This is a genomic window from Desulfitobacterium sp. LBE, from assembly GCF_007830365.1.
In the GTDB taxonomy this organism is placed as follows: domain Bacteria; phylum Bacillota; class Desulfitobacteriia; order Desulfitobacteriales; family Desulfitobacteriaceae; genus Desulfitobacterium; species Desulfitobacterium hafniense.
On sequence record NZ_VLKD01000001.1, the window covers coordinates 2306994 to 2324844 of the forward strand.

Here is a 17851-nt window from a genome sequence, read left to right on the forward strand (position 1 = left end):
AGCTTAAGAATTCAGATGGGTTTAGTTTTAATGTAATACGGATTCCATACTTTGTCAAACCCTGCTCTGAGAATAATAGGGCTTTCCCCTAAAGCTTGATGCTTCAGGGGAAAGCCCTTTGTTCACCTATTATGCCGGCGGTTACTGCCTTAATCCATAAGTCTGAGTCACATCGAGAACAAAAATAATCCCATTCCCCGGTTGTTCAATATGAAGTTCATTGCGTATAGCCGTGACGATAGCCTCTGTGGTTTGGCTCTCCGCCAGGATCATGACAATTTCCTTTTCCGGTTCGATAGCCATGGAGAACAAGGTGTGAGTCTCGTGAATTCCTGAGCCACGGGCATTGATGATGGTTCCACCTCTTGAGCCGGCTTTCGTCGCTGCCTCTATGACCTCTTCAGCCTTACCTCTGTCCACTACAGTATAAATGGCATGATACATAGGAATTTCTGCACCTCGACTTTCTTGTTCACTGCGAAAGGAAAAATGACGGCCTACAAACCCCCTCACCGTAGTTGTAAAGGCAATGCCGTGATTCGGTTTATGCAGCGCTAATTTCTCATTAATCACTTTTAAGGCATACTCAGCTGTGCTTTTTTCTCCGAGCATCAGCACAATTTCTTTGCGGATATCCGTCAAATCCAAAAACTTTAGAATCGGATGATTGACCGTGCCTCGCCCTAAGAAAATCGTTCCTCCGGATATTCCACACTGTTTGGCAAGTTTGATTACTTTGCTGCCAACGCCAAAATTGACGACGAAGCAAATTAACTCAAATTCCTTTCCATCAGAGCTAAGCTTCATTTTCCTTTAATCCTTCCTTCACCGATTTCATCTTAAAAATAAAACCTAACGTTTGTAAAGCAATAATTGGAGTCATGGCAACCATGGCAATTACTCCGAAACCATCCACCATGACATTAGCCCCTTCAATAGCTTCAGCGGCACCTTGGGCAAAAGCCAGGATAAATGTTGCTGTCATCGGTCCAGAAGCAACCCCCCCTGCATCAAAAGCCATTCCTACAAATAATTTCGGCACGAAATACATCATAAGGATGGAGACCACATAACCCGGCAAAAGGAAATGCCATAACTGAAGTCCTGGGATCAAGATTCGAATCATCGATAATGAAACCGCAAAGGCAACTCCAATGGAAAGAGCTATCAAAACCACCGGTCTCTTTACATATCCACTTGTAACATCTTCTATTTGATGTGTCAAGACATAAACTGCAGGCTCTGCCAAAATGACTACCAAACCAAGAATAAAGCCGATGACGACAATGATCCATTTACTATCTAAAACGGCTACATTATAGCCAATCTTGCTGCCAACCTCCATAAAACCTGCATTAACTCCTGTCAGAAACAGAACCAATCCGATAAAAGTATAAACTAAACCCTTTAATACTTTACGGTAAGCCTTTGAAGATAATTTAAAGGAGATTTTTTGAAATAAGAAAAACATAAACATTATGGGCAGTAAGGCTATGAAGATTTCAAATGCTACGACAGGAAGTTTATTAATAAATGGTGCCAAAAGGGAGGACGAGACCTGAACGGACTCCTGAAGGCTCCCTGTGATCTCATCCTGCTTGGATAGGATGCTCATGATCATGACGGCAATAATTGCGCCGGCCGAAGTAACGGCTACAAGACCGAAACTGTCTTTTTCCGAAGCCTTGCCATCCTTTTTTAAAGATGAAACCCCCAAAGCCAAAGCCAGCATGAAAGGTACAGTCAGCGCTCCGGTAGTTGCCCCGGAGGCGTCAAAAGAGATCGCCAGAAATTCCGAGGAGGTGAAAAAACTCAAGCCCAGGATGATCAAATAGAGAACCGTGAGTAACTTATACAAAGGAATATTATATATTATTCGGACTAAGCCAGTTGTGAGCATAACAGCAATCCCAATAGAAACCACCACAACAATGCTCAGCTTCGCTATAACCCCTGAAGTGACCATATCCACTTGCCCGGCAAGGATATGCAGATCAGGTTCAGCAATAGATATAAAAAATCCCAATACTAAACCTGCCGCCACAACAATCCACAATTTGTTGCTCTTCGTTAAAGCTCCTCCCATCAGAGTCCCTATTTTACTAATTCCTATATCCACTCCAAAAAGGAAAATAGCTAACCCCAAAACGATTAATAATGCCCCGAGAAGAAATCGGAAGACCAATAAAGGTTCCATGGGAATAATTGTGAAATTTAGAACCAATACAAGAATGATGATCGGGACGACGGATATTAATACTTCTTTTAATTTCTCTAAAAGTACATTCAAATAAACTTCACTACCCTTCTATCTATGTCTTATTGCGTCTTGGCACGCTTATAACGCAGGTATTCAATAAACTTCTCCACCTCCTCGATTTCATTTTGCGAAAGATCACCACAATCGATTTTTTGGGGATGACCTTCATTAAGTGAACTATCTTCCAGATACCCCGCCGCTTTCATCAGCTCGTTGTAGCTTAAATCCAGGGCGAGAGCAATCGATTTCAGCACACAGGGTGAGGGATGCTTCCGCTCCCCATTTTCCAAACGGTAAATCTCCGTATGGCTCAGCCGGGCAAGCTCCGCAAGTTTGCGCAGAGAAATTTTACGCGCCACTCGCTGAGCCCAAATATAATGGCCTAGATCGACCAATTTCAGCACCTCTTTTTGGGTTAAATAAAGAAAATGTTTTTAATAATAACTTAATAATTATATCACCCTCTGTATCCTTTTGTCACCAAGTCATACCAAAATGGTGACAAAAGGATATATATCAGGACATTTTAAAGATTGATTATATTGAAACTATTCCATACAATTATTGACTACCTTACAAAGATTAGGTATAATGGAAGAAACTCGTTAGTTCTTGTGGATGAAAACCTTCTCGATTGCCTGTGGCTTTGGGGAGCAGGACACTTCCCATACGACGGGTGGAATTTAAATCTTGGAGGTTTTTTTTAAATGTTTGCAGACAAAGTTCTATCCTGTAAAGATTGTGGCGCAGAATTTGTCTTCTCTGCCTCAGAGCAAGAATTCTACGCAGAAAAAGGCTTTACAAATGAGCCTGGCCGCTGCCCTTCCTGCCGTTCTGCCAGAAAAGCTCAAAATCGTAACGGTGGTGGATATTCTTCCCGCCCACAACGGGAAATGTTCCCCGCTACTTGTTCATCCTGCGGAAAAGAAACGACAGTTCCTTTTCAACCTACGGGTGACAAACCTGTCTATTGCCGTGATTGCTACACCCCACGTAAGCGCAGCAACTGGTAATCTATAGCGTACATCGTCAATGAAGAACTTTGAGTCATTACTCAGAGTTCTTTTTATATACTATCTCTTTCTCCTTCGGTTGCCTTTCCAATCCGCCCATTCTTCCGATTGATTTTACTATATTAATTAATTCGAAAAAGATATTTATTCTAATTACAAAAAATAATATATTAATTTTTAGCTATATTAAATATTATTATTTATGCTATATAAAAAATAAATGTTAACTTTCTATGAATTTATTCACAAGTTACTTGCTTATGCAACAAAAAATAGGTATGATAGAGCCATAAGGAACAATATTGTGAGGTTTTATTATGCCAACGTTTCATGAATATACTGCAAGATCGTTCGGATTTCATCTGAATAAGGCAGCACGTCTTATTGCCCAGCGATTGAGTCACAACTTCAAAGAACATGATTTTGAAGTTACAATAGAACAATGGAGATTACTCCTCTATTTATGGCGGGAAGACGGCCAGACTCAAAACAGTTTGGCTCTGAGCAGCAATAAAGATGAGCCCAGCGTTTCCAGGATCATCAACACTATGGAAAAACATAACCTGGTGGTCAGAACCAGGCATCCTCATGATCGGCGGACGAATCTCATTTATCTTACGGAGACCGGAAGAAATCTTAAAGATGGACTTATGGCTATGGGAGACAAAACAAACGAAGAAACCACTCAAGGGATTGGCCTCGAGGATTTAACAGTTTGTATCAGAGTCTTAGACAAGGTTATCGATAATCTTTCCGCTCTTAACTAGTGAAATTAATCATTACTCACCCCAAAGAGGGCTGACTTCAGGATTGGACAATCCTAAAGTCAGCCCTCTTTCTATGGTCTTCTTCATGTATTTAACATATATCAAATACACTTTAGCCCATCAACATAACGATATACCTCCAAGACTGCCCCGGGGGAAAGATTCTCATCAAGGATTCCGGCACTGCTGCCAAAGATATAGCTCCCAGGCAGGACCGTCCTTAATAATTCATCCACCTTGGGGACTCCACCGGCCTCAAACCAGTCCAGCCCATACCCGCCCATAAGACACATATCCCTGCCTACGGCTTCTCTGACTTCCGCAAGATCCATGACAGACTCCAAGGAATGAATCCCCTTAAAGCCCATTTCCTTTAAATCCTGGAGAATAAGCCGGATATCCCCATCTGAATGAAAGAAGATCGGCAGCTCTCTCCCTGCCAATTCCCGGGATGTGCGGCGCAAACTCTGCAGGAGTTCCTTAAGGTACGGAAAAAATATCTCCCGCATAATCCGGGGGGAAATATATAGTCCACGGTTATAGGCGATATCATCAGCGATCAAAATTCCATGAGCCCCGGAAGCGATAGCCTTCCTGCCCAGCTCCAGACTCTTTTGCATCGACTCCTTGACAAGCTCTGCAATTTTTTCTTGATCTCTCACCGTATCCATCAGGAAAGCTGTAAAATCGGCATAACCATGTCCCACACCCTGAAAAGGACCGTCAAGCAAGGCAAAGAGGAAAAAATCACTTTCCTCTTGCCAATGTTGCAGTTCTGCCCATGGTTTATCCGGCTTTTGGGAATCGGCCATAAAAACAAGGGCATCAAGGCCTAATAATTCATAGGCCTTCATCCTCGCCTCAAGGTCAAGGGGGGGCGGGCTGGGGAAGGAGGACTGTTGAAGAAGTTTGGCAACCAGGCCATCCTCAACAAAGAACTCCCCCTTGGGAAGCTTATCCACTGCCTCCCCATCTATCATTGCCAAGACCCTTTTAATCTTCGTCATATTCCCTCCGAGCAACTTACACTCCGTATTATCTCACGTAGTTGGCAGGATTTACGGTATCGCCATTGACGATGATTTCAAAATGGAGGTGGGAGCCTGTGGAACGGCCTGTGGAACCGACCAAACCAATGGTCTCACCCTGAGAAACGGATTGCCCCACCTTAACCAGTATTTTAGAAGCATGAGCATAACGGGTTTGGATGCCATTACCATGGTCAACCAAAATGCAATTCCCATAGTTGCCTTGCCTGCCTGCCGCAACGACTGTCCCGGCGGCCGCGGCCACAAAGGGATCACCGCTGGATCCCGCATAATCAATACCTGTATGGAACTCGCTGCCGCGGTATCCATAATAGGAACTGACATAGCCTCCGTAAGGTCTTACTAAGGCCGGCACTAAACCGCTACCCCGGGAAGCGCTGGCTACCTGAACACGTTGAGGCCCCTTAGTCACCACTTGGGACACCGCTTCCTTAGTCACTTTCTCATCTACGATAGTCTTTGTGACAATTTTATCATTCTTCTGCACATACGAATATGTAACAACCTTTTCACCGTCGGCTCCGGCTTTGGTAACTTTCGATGTACCGCTGGCTAATTTATTGTCAACCTTGGTCTCCACATCAAAGGGTATAGTTTCGGTCGCCGTCTTGGTTCCCTCAAAGACGACGGTAAGATAGGGACTGACCTTCTCAATCGCAATTTTTTCTCCGGGCTTAATGATGGTATCGAGGGTTGCTCCGGGGTTAGCGGCAAGAACTTCCACGGTTTTCAAGTCATTCTTACGGGCGATCAACCACCAGGAATCGTTTTCTTCCACCACATACTCTTCTTTTTGCACATTGCCCTGTTTCAGCACCTCCAAGGCTTCTGCCACGGTGGTAATTGCTTCAGGCAAAGCTTCTACATCCTGAATTTCAACCTCTTCTTCAAAGGTTACCGCAGTCAATTTATTATTCTCATCTTCTTTGACGTACATTTCCTCGTAGGCTTTTAAAAGCTTATCCGCTTCCGCCTGGCTCGCTAAAGTGAACATGGGATGGTCTGCTATTTTTAATTCCACCGCTTCAATAAAGAAAGACAGCTTGCCTTTAAGCTCCTCTTTAGTTAAGGGAGTATAGCCATTATCGATTCGTGCCGTAGTATATTCGATTTGGTCATGGGTCTTGGCGACCTCTCCGACAGGAGCTCCTTCTTCATCAAGGACTTGCTCCAGCAGCTTTTCTCCGTTGTTGACGCTTTCCACTATACCCACCGTTTCACCATTAATGACTACATAGGCCGCAGGAGCTGTGGTATTAAGATAATATCCTCCGCCTCCCAGCGCCAGTAGGACGGCTAAGGCTCCGCCAATCATTTTGGGAGACTTCCATGGTAGTTTATTCAAGGATTCAATCCAGATTTTTGGCTCTAGCTTGATTTTCACAGGCCGCATACTTACCTCCTATTACACAAACAACTCAAAACCATTATACAGGATGGTTGTGATGATTTTGTGAAAATCTTTAAATTTTTTCTGTTTCACTCCTAAGAAATTATCTATTCCCACAATTCTCGACTTAATTCTTCAATTCTTTTTTTCCTTTTTGCGGTTTCCGAAGGATCAATCAGATACTCTCCATTGCTTAAAACCAAACTGTCCCCTTCCTTGGCTTCTCTGGGCAGAGCATGACGGGGAACATTGATGATAACCCGATCTTCTTGTTCAATCACCGCAAACTCACCTTCAAAACGATCAATAATTCCTTTCATTTTCAGGCAACTCCTTTCTAAGATGCAAAGATCCTTCAGGCAGTTTTCTCTTGGCTTATTGAACCTCATGGGTTGTTGTGGCAAATGTGAGTGCGGAACCATTGGCAGTCACTGTTATGGTCCCCACTTGATCGGTTCTGTAAATCCCAATCCCTGCATCGCTTAACCGTTTAAGAACAGTTTCTGTTGGGTGACCATAGCTGTTATCCTTCCCTACAGAGATAATAGCATACTTGGGAACTACAGCAGCGAGAAAATCTTTCGTCGTCGATGATTTACTGCCGTGATGACCTACTTTCAGGACATCAGCCTTTAGATTTACACCAGCGGCCAGCATTTCTTTTTCCGAGACATCTTCCGCATCTCCCGTAAAGAGAAAGGCATGGGGTCCATAGACTAAGCGCAGGACGATGCTGTAATTGTTCATGTCCTCATATTGGCCGGACAGAGGGGCAAGGATTTCTGCTGAAACGGCAGGCATGCCTTCCTCAAGAGGCCCTAAATCCAACTGGACTCCGGCCTTCCCTTCCTTGATTTTCAAGCCTTTCTCCTGGACAGCCAGCAAAACATCCTCAAAGGTCCTGGTAGTGCTGGTCACCTTGGGCATAATCACCTGCCCGATCTTAAACTTCTCGATAACCTTATCCAATCCTCCGATGTGATCCTCATGAGGATGAGTTCCAATCAGGATATGAATTTCCTCAATCCCTCGGTCTTGGAGATACTTGATTAAGAACTCGGCATCGGCATTATTGCCGGCATCGATCAATATATTTTTGCCGTTGGGAATCTGAATCAGGGCTGAATCGGCTTGACCTACATCGATAAAGCTTACCTGCAAAGCCTTAGTATCCGCGTTATCTTTCCCTAAGAAACTTCCGGGGTTTTGCCCTTCTTTAACGCTGTTCCTCTGATCCTGAGAGTTCTGAGGATTAGGATTCGCCAAGTCTGCGCAGCCTATTAACAATATTGACAATAGGAGAACTAAAAGAAAGCTCCCTATCTTATAACCTTTCACAGCATCCCTCTTCTTCTATCTTTTGGAATAATTAAAACTTCTACTCTCTTATCTCTATGTACATCTATCTTATCTCTATATACAACCCAAAGAAGCTCCTGAAGGCTCCACACCATTCAGGAGCTTCTTATTAAGCTTTCGGCCCGGCCTGGCGGATTTCTTCAGCAGTCTGGGCAAATTGCTCGAAGTTCTTTTGGAAGCGCTGAGCCAGTTCCCTGGCATTGATATCATAAGCCTCTTTATTCTGCCAGGTCAATCTTGGATTTAAAACCTCACTGGGTACCCCTTCCACATGGTCAGGAACCAGGACGCCAAAATTCGGATCAGCGGTGAATTCAGCCTGCTCCAAAGTGCCCTGGAGGGCTGCCGTAATCATCGCCCGGGTATAGCCCAGTTTGATACGCTTGCCCACCCCGTAAGCGCCGCCGGACCAACCGGTATTGACCAGATAGACCCGTGTACCATAGGTGTCGATTCTCTCTCCCAGCATTTCCGCATACACTTGGGGTGCCAAAGGAAGGAAGGGAGCACCAAAGCAGGTGGAAAAAGTCGCCTGTGGCTCTGTAATTCCCCGCTCAGTTCCGGCCAGCTTGGAGGTATATCCGGATAAGAAATGATACATCGCTTGTTCCTTGGTGAGTTTGGCGATGGGAGGCAATACACCAAAGGCGTCCGCCGTGAGGAAAACAATCACCTTAGGCTGTCCCCCTACACCGGGGATTACGGCTCCTTCGATATAGTCGATGGGGTAAGCCGCCCGTGTATTTTCCGTCAGTGTGGCATCGTCATAATCGGCAACCTGGGTGTCCGGATGAAGAACGACGTTTTCCAGAACCGTTCCAAAGCGGATGGCCTGCCAAATCTGCGGTTCTTTTTCCTCGGAAAGGTTGATGCATTTGGCATAGCAGCCCCCTTCAAAATTAAAGACCCCGTTTTTTGACCAGCCATGCTCATCATCACCGATTAAACAGCGCTCCGGATCGGCGGAAAGGGTGGTCTTTCCCGTTCCGGATAAACCAAAGAACAGGGCTACATCCCCATCCGCACCGATATTGGCCGAACAATGCATGGGCATGACTTCCCTTAAAGGCAAATAGTAGTTCATGACGCTGAAAATGGATTTCTTCATCTCGCCGGCATAATGGGTCCCCCCAATCAATACCACCCGCTTTTCGAAGGAGCAAATGATAAAGGCCTCGGAATGGGTTCCATGGACTTCCGGATCAGCTTTAAAGCTGGGGGCAGCAATAATCGTAAACTGGGCTTGATGGTTATCTAATTCCTCTGGGGTGGGGCGAATAAAGAGTTGGTGTACAAAGAGATTTTGCCAGGCGAACTCATTGATGACCCGGATGGGAAGCCGGTATTCTTCATCTGCCCCGGCAAAGCCATCAAAAATAAACACTTCTTCTTTAGCTTCTATATAGGCTTGGACTTCATCATAAAGCTTCTCAAAGTATTCCTGGGCAATAGGGCGGTTCACTGAGCCCCAATCGATCCGCTCATGGACCGAAGGTTCATCGACGATAAATTTATCGAGAGGGGAACGTCCGGTATATTTCCCCGTACTTACACGAAATGCTCCACTGGAAGCAAGAGTACCTTCTCCACGCTCAAGGGCCATGTCAACTAATTCTGATACCTCTAAATTATGATGAACAATTTGATCCATGATAACGCTGCTCCTTTTCCGTGATTAAAATATACAAAATACATGGGACGTGCAATACACATTCACCATTATAGCAGTAGCGCATGGAATTTGGCACCCATTTTTTCATTTTTGATGATTAATATACGAAAAAACTATGCAGCGCGGCTGGCTTTCACCAGGCTCTGCATAGTTTTTTTCTATTATCTCATCGGAATGAGGCAGCTTCAGTTGGCGGCATAGTAGTTAATAAGGCTTCCCTGGAGGATAATCTCTCTCTCGTCCTGAGTCAGCGGATTGAGCTGAAGCTTAACCTCTTTAATCCCATGAGCAGTAAACAACTGCCCTGTAACCGTTTCGGCTTCACTGATGATGCTCTGGCGAATTCCCGGGACAAAAAGCACATCATCCACATGGAAAACGATCTCAGGGTCATTATCCCAGGTAAAGGGCAACATTCCCCAGTTGATCAGGTTGCTCCGGTAACGTTTGGTAGCGTACTCCTGAGCGATATTGGCCCATCCTCCCAGGACCTTCTGACAGGATGCAGCCTGCTCCCGGGCTGAACCATCCCCAGGCTTCACGGCATAGATCACTGTACCGATCCCGGTATTGGCCAGTGCCTCCTGCAGCTGGGTATAAGCAGGGGCCGCCTGAAGGATTCGCTCTCCCAACCCGCGCAAACCGTCGCTCAGGCCGGTCAAATCCTTGGCACCGGCCACCAGGCTGCGGCGTTCTTTCTCCAAGGCTTGCACCCCTTTGGCACGTTCCACATACTGAGGCTCTTTCCGGGAAAGGGTAAATTCTGCAAGTCGCAGAGGGTTGGAGCGGTAAGAGGAGGTTTCTCCCGAAGGAATCAACTCATCTGTGGTGGTGACAGGATCGTGAATGACGGCCGCAAATTTCAAGAGAATATTCTCGGGGAGGGCAATCATCTCCGGCCAATCGGCAATATTGGGGCCGAACTTCAATTCCGACTTAAGGAGGGGTTTGCCGAAACCTTGATACACTCTCTTGGCATAGATATCAGCATTAAATTCATAATCAGCTTCTGCGGGAGTAAAATCAATCTCCGTCGCCGGGGTCAGCCGGCCACCGCGAATCACTGTGGCAGCAATAGAACGTGCGTCCATCAAGGCAACTGAAGATATCTGCAGTTCTCCGGGTTTAGAGCCTTCCCGGTTAGGGAAGTTCCTCGTGGTATGACGAATGCTGAATTGGCCGTTGGCGGGTACATCCCCGGCCCCAAAGCAGGGACCGCAGAAGGCTGTCTTGATCAGTGTTCCGGCCTGCATCAGCTTGCCGATAGCGCCCCGCTTAATGAGTTCGTAATAAATGGGCTGACTGGAGGGGTACACGCTGAAGGACAGGTAGTCGTTCCCCACCGATTGGCTGTCCAGGATAGCAGCTACATCCATAATGTTTTCAAAGCTGCCGCCGGCACAGCCTGCCACGATGGCCTGATCCACATGGAGCCGGCCCTTGACGATCCGATCCGTCAGATTGAACTTAATCCGGGGATTATCCAGCTGCTTTCTTGCTTCTGCTTCCACCTGTTTAAGGATATCGTAAGGGTTCTCATTGAGCTCGGCAATGGTAAAGGTATTGCTGGGATGGAAAGGCATGGCGATCATGGGCACGATTTTGCTTAAATCCACCATTACCATACCGTCATAATAGGCCACTTCTCCCGGCTCCAGCTTGGCATAAGCTTCACTGCGGCCATGGATATCATAATACTTCTTCACTTGATCGTCGGTGGTCCAAATGGAGCTTAAGCAAGTGGTTTCTGTAGTCATGACATCAATACCGCTGCGGAAGTCCACTGATAGATTCTCAATGCCGGGGCCCACAAATTCCATGACCTTATTCTTAACAAAGCCATTCTTAAAGACGGCTCCGATAATGGCCAGGGCTACGTCCTGGGGACCTACGCCAGGGCGGGGCTTGCCTTCCAGATAGATGGCCACCACACCGGGATATTTCACATCATAGGTTTTGCTGAGAAGCTGCTTGACCAGCTCCGGTCCCCCTTCCCCCACTCCCATGGTGCCAAAGGCGCCGTAACGGGTATGGCTGTCCGAGCCCAGAATCATGCTGCCGCAGCCTGTCATCATCTCCCTCATATATTGATGGATGACCGCTTGATGGGCAGGAACATAGATACCGCCGTATTTTTGAGCCGCAGACAAACCGAAGACATGATCATCTTCGTTGATGGTTCCACCCACCGCCGACAAACTGTTATGGCAGTTGGTCAGCACATAGGGAATCGGGAATTCCTTCAAGCCGCTGGCCCTTGCCGTCTGCACAATCCCCACATAGGTGATGTCATGAGAAGTTAAGGCATCAAAGCGAATCTTCAGATCATCCATGTTTCCGGAGGCATTATGCCGGGAGAGAATCTGATAAGCCATGGTATTTTTACGGGCCTTTTCACGATCCGGGAATTCTTCCGTGGAAAGCTGCTCCGGATCAACGGTCTGACCATTAAGATCCCAAAGAACATTTGTATCTTTTACCTCCAAGGCTTGCTTACCTTGAATAAGGTATATACCGTTTTCAATTAAACGTATCATGTCCATCCTCCATACTCTAGGTTTTTCCTCCTGCTGAGGCATGGTTTTAATTTACCTACATTTCTTATAAGTATCAACCTTTTTACACCATGTATACAATATTTAACGCCTGATGAGGATTATCCTGCTCTTTTTTGCCAAAACAAACTCTAGCTTATCGAATCGGCTTGCCTATATTTTTATCTATTCTCCATTGAGGAGCTGTGCCATCATCACCCCAGTATTCGTCCAGGACCTTTATCTTATCTTCGCTCATCTCAAAAAATGAAGCCACATGAAAGGAATTTTCCTTTGACCAAACACGTGTAACAGTAATCACACTATTGCCAATGTGTTCTATTCGTTCAACTTCGCCACTCCAGCTTCCAGGATAATCACAATTGGCTCTCAGAAATTCTTTGACATTAAATTGCTCATTTGTATTATGCCATCGGATACAGGCATCTTCGTGAAAATACTTTGGTAATTCTTCTTCGTTCTGGGTAGCAATATGATTCCAGTACTGAGTTACAAATTTGTTTATATCCATTGATATTTCTCCTTGTAAAATTTTTGTTGTCTATGTGATTTGGATGCGAACGCTGAATCCATAATACTGCGCTTTATCTTATAAGAAAAGACATACCCTCCTTGTGAGAAAGTATGTCTTTGGAGAACAATAGTGGAAAAAGTCTTTTCAAGCTGAAGATTATGCTTATTTTCTTACCGCAAGGCAATAATTCACATTGTCAAATGCAGTCATCGGATGCAAAGGATTGGCGTGATTGTAGGCTTCAAAATATTGTCCTGTCACTTCCCCAGGCGTTAGATGCTCATATATCAAGAACCCGTGGGAGGAAAGTACATTCTCCATATCTTCATAAGAATAGCCGGCAAGCATTTTTTCATTGGCCGTCGCTGCCAACATCGCTTGTTTTTTTGCCCGTTCTCCCCCTTTGTCGGTGTAGGTGTTTTCATCAGGATAGTCAAATACAATAGAACTACCCACAGGTAAAAGAGCACTGAGCGCCAAAATCAGATCTACAAATGTTTGCACGGAAAGATAATAGACAACGCCCAAAATACTGCAAAAGCTGATTTGGTTTTTATTAAATTTAATGTTTTGAGTCAAGGCGGTCTGCCATTCTTGTTTCATAAAATCGGCCGTAATATATTGGACATTATCGGGTATGGTTAGCTTGGCCTTTTCCAGTTTAGCCCTTTTATCCTTTGCCGTAGCTGGGTGGTCAATCTCAAAAATCTGTATTCCCTTAGCCCAAGCAGGCTGGCGATAGGCAAAACTGTCATACCCTGCACCCAGAATCAGATACTGTCTTGCGCCGCTTGACACTGCAGCGTAAAGTGCTTTTTCTGTAAATGCCGCTCTGCCAAGGGGTGAAGGAGATAGTTGATTATCCACTACCCATCTTAAAGCCTCATCCGGTGTCCCTTTAAAGGACGGATTAAAAAATCCAATACCTTCCGCCATATTTTTCGATATTTGTCCGTATTCTTCTTCGCTTAAGAAGAGCCTTGCCATACTGTCATTAAAAATTTTCACTTCATTGTTCTCTGCGTGGTATGCCCTGGAAAATGTGCTGACCAGTGCCGTTACACTTTTCTGTTCCATTTTAATCACCTCATATACTTAATACACCTGGAGCCTACTCAGTACAAGGCTTGAAATTTTTCTCATTTTATGGTATATTAAGTACAAGAAATCAAAGAAATTCACATTTCTGTCACATATATTGTGGCAGATTTTTTATTTTTTACACCGGAATAAAATGTCTAAGCTTTCTTTGGTTTGCTTTATCACAGGAACCCCTCCCCTAAAACGAAAAAGACTCGCACAGACGAATTCCAGATAGTAATATATGACAAGGTATGTCTTTTGGGATGGAGATGATGGGACTCGAACCCACAACTTCTCACATGCGAAGCAAGCGCTCTCCCGGTCCGTGCTTAAAGCACCCTCAAAATAGTGCTTGATTGATTGTTAATATTTGTTATTCAGAAAGAGGTTCGGTTATCGCCATCAAAATCTCATTCATTTTAGCATAATCACACAAGAAAGAAGCAGCGCTTGCTTCAACCATCTGCTTGTCGGTCACTTGAGAAAAGTCCACTTGATAACCTATGTTTTCAGCCAGATATTCGATAAAGAGCCTTTGCACTCTACCGTTACCTTCCCTAAAAGGGTGTAGGGCATTAATCTCGCTAAGGTAGAACGCCAAACGAAGTGGAACTTCATCTCGGGGGACGTCTTTAAGGTAGTTTTCTTCTTTTAATTTCCGAAATAGTATATGGGCATTTGGTTCAATAAACTGATAGTTGCAGAACATATTGCCTTTTGCCACGTTAACGCATCGAAGTTCGCCAGCCCATTCGTAAACATCGCCGAATACATACTTGTGGATCGTTTTCAAATGAAGCAGATCAAAATCACCTCGTATAACGTTTAATTTGGCATTTGCAATTCGCAAAGAGGTGATTTCTCTTTCTGCTATGCGCAGTTTTTCCGCATCCTCAATTCTCAGCTTGTTTATCAGCACATTAGAATGGGGATAGCAATATTTGTGATCCCATTCATAACTGTAATCATAATTGTTGTTCATGGTCATAGTCGTGGGCAGCTGTATGCTTTTTAACGAGTTCAGCTATGGTTTTCTCAACCAATTTATCATTTCCTGCACAATATCTGATTCTATCCTTATCAGACTGCGTAAGTGGCATTCCTTCCATCGCCATGGAGCCGTTAACCTCATCAATTAATTTTTCTAAATCTCTCACCTAAAACCACCTCGTCTTATTATACCATATTTTTACTTAAAACTTAAACAATAATCCAGGCTAAACCAATAAGAGCTACACTAGTCGAAAGATATGCCAGAATATTATGCGTTCATATTTACTGGTTAATTTATCTTTATAGCAGTTAGCTTATCTGCATCACTAGATAATTCCCATTTTTAATACAGGAACTCCGATATTATTGGCATGGTTAAGAATTCGTTTTATGCTTTTTGTAGACATATCTGTTAATAAAACAAAGACGGTATAAATCTGAACATACCTAAAAATGGTCAGATATTATACCGTCATTTATTTCATGATAGAGATGATAGGATTCGAACCCACGACTTCTTACATGCGAGGCAAGCGCTTTCCCACAGTGCTAGAGCTACATCCCCACGTCTTTAGCTAAGAGACAGACCAGCGCGTCTGCCTCATCAAAATATTATTCCTAGTACTTAATCACCGTCAAAAGCATTTTAAACCGTTTCCTGGCTTCCAAACCGTGGGGAACGTCGGAGGGCATGATCAGGGTCTCTCCCTCTTTTACAGTCAACAGCTTATCCCCGATGGTGATTTCCGCTTCGCCATCCAGAATCTGCACCATGGCGTCTCCCGAAGTGGTATGGGTGCTGATTCCCTCCCCCTCATCCAGGGAAAATAGGGTAATGCTGACGATAGGAGTCTGAGCAAGGGTGCGGCTGATCACTTGTCCCTGTTGGTAAGTAATCAGCTCTTTCAGGTCCAGAACTTGGGAAAACTCAATATTTTTCATAATTTGTGCCATTATAAAATCCCCCTTTTTCCTGCAGGCCATTTGCTTATGATTCAATCATTTGCTTATGACTTATTCTAACCTGAATTACCCTAAAAAAACGTGATTGGAATCACTTTCCAATTCTCTTTTTCAGCAAAGGACAATTTTAGTTGGATAGACTGGTTATGGGGGCAGGAATTCTGCCGCCCCGCCGGATAAATTCACGGGAAGAGAAGGGGTTCAGCTTAATCACCGGGGCGCTGCCCAGCAGTCCGCCGAACTCAACCCGATCCCCCACCTTTTTGCCGATGGCCGGTATCACCCGTACCGCGGTTGTCTTCTTATTAATCATGCCGATAGCAGCCTCGTCGGCGATAATCCCGGCGATGGTTTCCGGTTCCACATCTCCGGGGATAGCGATCATATCCAATCCCACCGAGCACACACAGGTCATGGCCTCCAGCTTCTCAATGCTCAGGGCGCCGACTTCCACGGCTTCGATCATGCCTGCATCTTCGGAGACAGGGATAAAGGCTCCGCTCAAACCGCCCACATGGGAGGATGCCATGGCTCCTCCTTTTTTCACCGCATCATTAAGCAGGGCTAAAGCAGCCGTGGTCCCATGGGCGCCGCAGCGTTCCAGTCCCATGTTCTCAAGAATTTCTGCTACACTGTCTCCCACAGCCGGGGTCGGTGCCAGGGAAAGATCCACAATGCCGAAGGGAACCTGCAAAGCTTGGGAAGCTTCTCTGCCAATCAATTCTCCCATGCGGGTAATCTTAAAGGAGGTTCGTTTAATGAGGTTGGCCAGTTCTCCCAAATCCGCCTGGGGGCTTTTCTTGACGGCATGGGCAACGACGCCGGGACCGCTGACCCCCACGTTGATCACCGCCTCCGGCTCTCCCACTCCGTGAAAGGCACCGGCCATGAAGGGATTATCCTCCGGGGCGTTGCAGAAGACCACGAGCTTGGCTGCGGCGATGCCATCCTGAGCCGCTGTCCGCCGGGCGCTGTCCAGGATGACTTCCCCCATCCTCAGCACAGCATCCATATTGATTCCGGATTTGGTGGAACCGATATTCACCGAGGAGCAGACAAACTCTGTCTCCGCCAAGGCTTGGGGAATCGCTTCAATTAAGGAGCGGTCTCCCTTGGTTAAGCCTTTTTGAACGAGGGCGGAAAAACCTCCCAGGAAGTTAATCCCCACCGTCTTGGCCGCTCTGTCTAAGGCTTTAGCCAAGCGGACCATTTCTTCGGGATTAAAGTTGGAGCCTAAAAGGGCCACCGGAGTTACCGAGACTCTTTTATTGACAATAGGAATGCCGTAACGAGCGGCTAAGCTTTCCCCTACGCTGACTAAATGCTCAGCTTGACGGGTAATTTTATCGTAGATTTTTTGTTCCACCTGTTGTACATCATCTCCGGCACAGTCCAACAGACTTATGCCCATAGTGATGGTACGGATGTCTAAATTCTCATTTTCCACCATTGCAATGGTTTGCAGTATTTCCTGAGGAGCCAGATGCATTTTCACTATAATCCCCCCTATACTCGATGCATGAATTCAAAAATATCTTCATGCTGGACATTGACCTTTAAGCCCCGGGCTTCTCCCTCGCTTTGCAATTGCTTGGTGAGCTCGGTTAAGGAGGAGGCCGTGGATTGAGTAACATCCACGATCATAATCATGGTGAAAAAACCCTGGAGAATGGTTTGACTGAGATCCAGTACATTGATGGATTTTTCAGCTAAGCGCCCGGTCAGCCAGGCGATAATTCCTATTTGATCCTTGCCTAAGATGGAAATAATCACGCGATTGGACGTATCACGGGTTGGTTCTAAGCTCATTTTTCTTTACCCCTTTTCTTTTTTGTTTTTTTTCCTTTCTTTTCACCAATAAAAAAAAGCCAAATCTTAAGTTTGACTCCGGTACACGAGCATTTGCGAACCCGCTTATTGGCAGTTATCGCCTGCCTTAGCATCGTTCACAAACTATGCGCTCTGTCCTTTTGCCTGAGAGATTGAACAGCTTTGCTGTCTTGCCCCTTCGGCGTCCTTGCGGAACTCTCCAGAGTTCTGTCCGTTTTCAGTTCATCATGGTTAGCTTACCCTGTTCTCCTGAAAACCTCATCCAGTTATTCACTTCTTTTCAGTATTATAAACATCCTTGCTCATAATTGCAAACCTTTGTTTTTAAGACTCTCCCTAATATAATAGGAGTGAAGGCAAATTACTGCTCAATTAAGCAAACCCATTAACATAAGGAGTTGAG

Annotated in this window: 18 protein-coding genes, 1 tRNA gene and 1 riboswitch; of the genes, 2 read left to right on the forward strand and 17 right to left on the reverse strand. The window is 45.3% G+C overall.

Going from position 1 to position 17851, the window contains the following annotated elements:
* Nucleotides 1–141 precede the first annotated feature (141 nt).
* Genes DESLBE_RS10915 through DESLBE_RS10925 form a run of 3 tightly spaced genes read right to left on the reverse strand, consistent with a single transcriptional unit; the run spans nt 142 to nt 2664 of the window.
* Nucleotides 142–807 carry a P-II family nitrogen regulator gene (locus tag DESLBE_RS10915; protein WP_015943231.1) on the reverse strand — a complete coding sequence of 222 codons (666 nt, stop codon included), beginning with the start codon at nt 805–807 and terminating at the stop codon, nt 142–144.
* Complete coding sequence (locus DESLBE_RS10920) at nt 797–2290, reverse strand: DUF1538 domain-containing protein (RefSeq protein ID WP_005813698.1); 1494 nt, start codon at nt 2288–2290, stop codon at nt 797–799. Before DESLBE_RS10920 ends, DESLBE_RS10915 begins: the two co-directional genes overlap by 11 nt.
* Before the next feature lie 29 nt (nt 2291–2319).
* Nucleotides 2320–2664 carry a helix-turn-helix transcriptional regulator gene (locus DESLBE_RS10925; protein WP_005813696.1) on the reverse strand — a complete coding sequence of 115 codons (345 nt, stop codon included), beginning with the start codon at nt 2662–2664 and terminating at the stop codon, nt 2320–2322.
* Between the two features lie 303 nt (nt 2665–2967).
* On the opposite strand from DESLBE_RS10925, the gene DESLBE_RS10930 reads away from it, so the two are divergent.
* Both DESLBE_RS10930 and DESLBE_RS10935 read left to right on the forward strand, forming a co-directional pair.
* A complete protein-coding gene (locus DESLBE_RS10930) occupies nt 2968–3273 on the forward strand; it encodes a zinc-ribbon domain containing protein (RefSeq protein WP_011461672.1) in 306 nt (101 codons plus the stop codon).
* A gap of 317 nt (nt 3274–3590) precedes the next feature.
* Nucleotides 3591–4040 (forward strand): MarR family winged helix-turn-helix transcriptional regulator, encoded by a 450-nt coding sequence (locus DESLBE_RS10935; protein WP_144676762.1) that lies wholly within the window; start codon nt 3591–3593, stop codon nt 4038–4040.
* A 101-nt stretch (nt 4041–4141) separates the two neighbouring features.
* Here the strand turns inward: DESLBE_RS10935 and DESLBE_RS10940 are convergent, their stop codons facing one another.
* The 14 genes from DESLBE_RS10940 to DESLBE_RS11005 form a co-directional block, all read right to left on the reverse strand.
* Nucleotides 4142–5047 carry a uroporphyrinogen decarboxylase family protein gene (locus tag DESLBE_RS10940; protein WP_144676764.1) on the reverse strand — a complete coding sequence of 302 codons (906 nt, stop codon included), beginning with the start codon at nt 5045–5047 and terminating at the stop codon, nt 4142–4144.
* 28 nt (nt 5048–5075) lie between these two features.
* Nucleotides 5076–6482: a M23 family metallopeptidase gene (locus DESLBE_RS10945; RefSeq protein WP_015943228.1), complete on the reverse strand. Its 1407-nt coding sequence runs from the start codon at nt 6480–6482 to the stop codon at nt 5076–5078.
* 104 nt (nt 6483–6586) lie between these two features.
* Nucleotides 6587–6799 (reverse strand): DUF3006 domain-containing protein, encoded by a 213-nt coding sequence (locus DESLBE_RS10950; protein ID WP_011461676.1) that lies wholly within the window; start codon nt 6797–6799, stop codon nt 6587–6589.
* A gap of 55 nt (nt 6800–6854) precedes the next feature.
* Nucleotides 6855–7817, reverse strand: a complete 963-nt coding sequence (locus DESLBE_RS10955) for a ComEC/Rec2 family competence protein (RefSeq protein ID WP_144676766.1) — start codon at nt 7815–7817, stop codon at nt 6855–6857.
* A 130-nt stretch (nt 7818–7947) separates the two neighbouring features.
* Nucleotides 7948–9489, reverse strand: coding sequence for a phosphoenolpyruvate carboxykinase (ATP) (gene pckA / locus DESLBE_RS10960; protein ID WP_144676768.1), 1542 nt, complete (start codon nt 9487–9489; stop codon nt 7948–7950).
* A gap of 206 nt (nt 9490–9695) precedes the next feature.
* Nucleotides 9696–12047 carry a hydratase gene (locus DESLBE_RS10965; RefSeq protein WP_144676770.1) on the reverse strand — a complete coding sequence of 784 codons (2352 nt, stop codon included), beginning with the start codon at nt 12045–12047 and terminating at the stop codon, nt 9696–9698.
* A gap of 154 nt (nt 12048–12201) precedes the next feature.
* The gene (locus DESLBE_RS10970) at nt 12202–12576 is read right to left on the reverse strand and encodes a nuclear transport factor 2 family protein (protein ID WP_005813674.1); all 375 of its coding nucleotides are present in this window, start codon (nt 12574–12576) and stop codon (nt 12202–12204) included.
* Nucleotides 12577–12741: 165 nt separating this feature from the next.
* Complete coding sequence (locus DESLBE_RS10975; RefSeq protein WP_144678640.1) at nt 12742–13656, reverse strand: class I SAM-dependent methyltransferase; 915 nt, start codon at nt 13654–13656, stop codon at nt 12742–12744.
* 379 nt (nt 13657–14035) lie between these two features.
* A complete protein-coding gene (locus DESLBE_RS10980) occupies nt 14036–14650 on the reverse strand; it encodes a Fic family protein (RefSeq protein WP_345788283.1) in 615 nt (204 codons plus the stop codon).
* The gene (locus DESLBE_RS10985) at nt 14628–14819 is read right to left on the reverse strand and encodes a hypothetical protein (protein ID WP_005813666.1); all 192 of its coding nucleotides are present in this window, start codon (nt 14817–14819) and stop codon (nt 14628–14630) included. Before DESLBE_RS10985 ends, DESLBE_RS10980 begins: the two co-directional genes overlap by 23 nt.
* 323 nt (nt 14820–15142) lie before the next feature.
* Nucleotides 15143–15220 (reverse strand) — tRNA-Ala (locus DESLBE_RS10990).
* A 53-nt stretch (nt 15221–15273) separates the two neighbouring features.
* Nucleotides 15274–15609 (reverse strand): cupin domain-containing protein, encoded by a 336-nt coding sequence (locus tag DESLBE_RS10995; protein ID WP_144676772.1) that lies wholly within the window; start codon nt 15607–15609, stop codon nt 15274–15276.
* Between the two features lie 136 nt (nt 15610–15745).
* Entirely contained in the window at nt 15746–17113 is a 1368-nt protein-coding gene (locus DESLBE_RS11000) for a PFL family protein (protein WP_011461680.1), read from the reverse strand.
* A gap of 11 nt (nt 17114–17124) precedes the next feature.
* Nucleotides 17125–17427: an ACT domain-containing protein gene (locus DESLBE_RS11005; protein ID WP_011461681.1), complete on the reverse strand. Its 303-nt coding sequence runs from the start codon at nt 17425–17427 to the stop codon at nt 17125–17127.
* Nucleotides 17428–17570: 143 nt separating this feature from the next.
* Nucleotides 17571–17661: riboswitch (glycine riboswitch) on the reverse strand.
* Nucleotides 17662–17851 lie beyond the last annotated feature (190 nt).

Excerpts from the sequence above, each read along its gene's own strand:
- DESLBE_RS10935 (WP_144676762.1), top strand. The coding sequence starts at position 3,591 with ATGCCAACGTTTCATGAATATACTGCAAGATCGTTCGGATTTCATCTG.
- DESLBE_RS10965 (WP_144676770.1), bottom strand. The coding sequence starts at position 12,047 with ATGATACGTTTAATTGAAAACGGTATATACCTTATTCAAGGTAAGCAA.
- DESLBE_RS10940 (WP_144676764.1), bottom strand. The coding sequence starts at position 5,047 with ATGACGAAGATTAAAAGGGTCTTGGCAATGATAGATGGGGAGGCAGTG.
- DESLBE_RS10915 (WP_015943231.1), bottom strand. The coding sequence starts at position 807 with ATGAAGCTTAGCTCTGATGGAAAGGAATTTGAGTTAATTTGCTTCGTC.
- DESLBE_RS10980 (WP_345788283.1), bottom strand. The coding sequence starts at position 14,650 with ATGACCATGAACAACAATTATGATTACAGTTATGAATGGGATCACAAA.
- DESLBE_RS10950 (WP_011461676.1), bottom strand. The coding sequence starts at position 6,799 with ATGAAAGGAATTATTGATCGTTTTGAAGGTGAGTTTGCGGTGATTGAA.
- DESLBE_RS10995 (WP_144676772.1), bottom strand. The coding sequence starts at position 15,609 with ATGGCACAAATTATGAAAAATATTGAGTTTTCCCAAGTTCTGGACCTG.
- pckA (WP_144676768.1), bottom strand. The coding sequence starts at position 9,489 with ATGGATCAAATTGTTCATCATAATTTAGAGGTATCAGAATTAGTTGAC.
- DESLBE_RS10975 (WP_144678640.1), bottom strand. The coding sequence starts at position 13,656 with ATGGAACAGAAAAGTGTAACGGCACTGGTCAGCACATTTTCCAGGGCA.
- DESLBE_RS11005 (WP_011461681.1), bottom strand. The coding sequence starts at position 17,427 with ATGAGCTTAGAACCAACCCGTGATACGTCCAATCGCGTGATTATTTCC.
- DESLBE_RS10945 (WP_015943228.1), bottom strand. The coding sequence starts at position 6,482 with ATGCGGCCTGTGAAAATCAAGCTAGAGCCAAAAATCTGGATTGAATCC.
- DESLBE_RS10930 (WP_011461672.1), top strand. The coding sequence starts at position 2,968 with ATGTTTGCAGACAAAGTTCTATCCTGTAAAGATTGTGGCGCAGAATTT.
- DESLBE_RS10970 (WP_005813674.1), bottom strand. The coding sequence starts at position 12,576 with ATGGATATAAACAAATTTGTAACTCAGTACTGGAATCATATTGCTACC.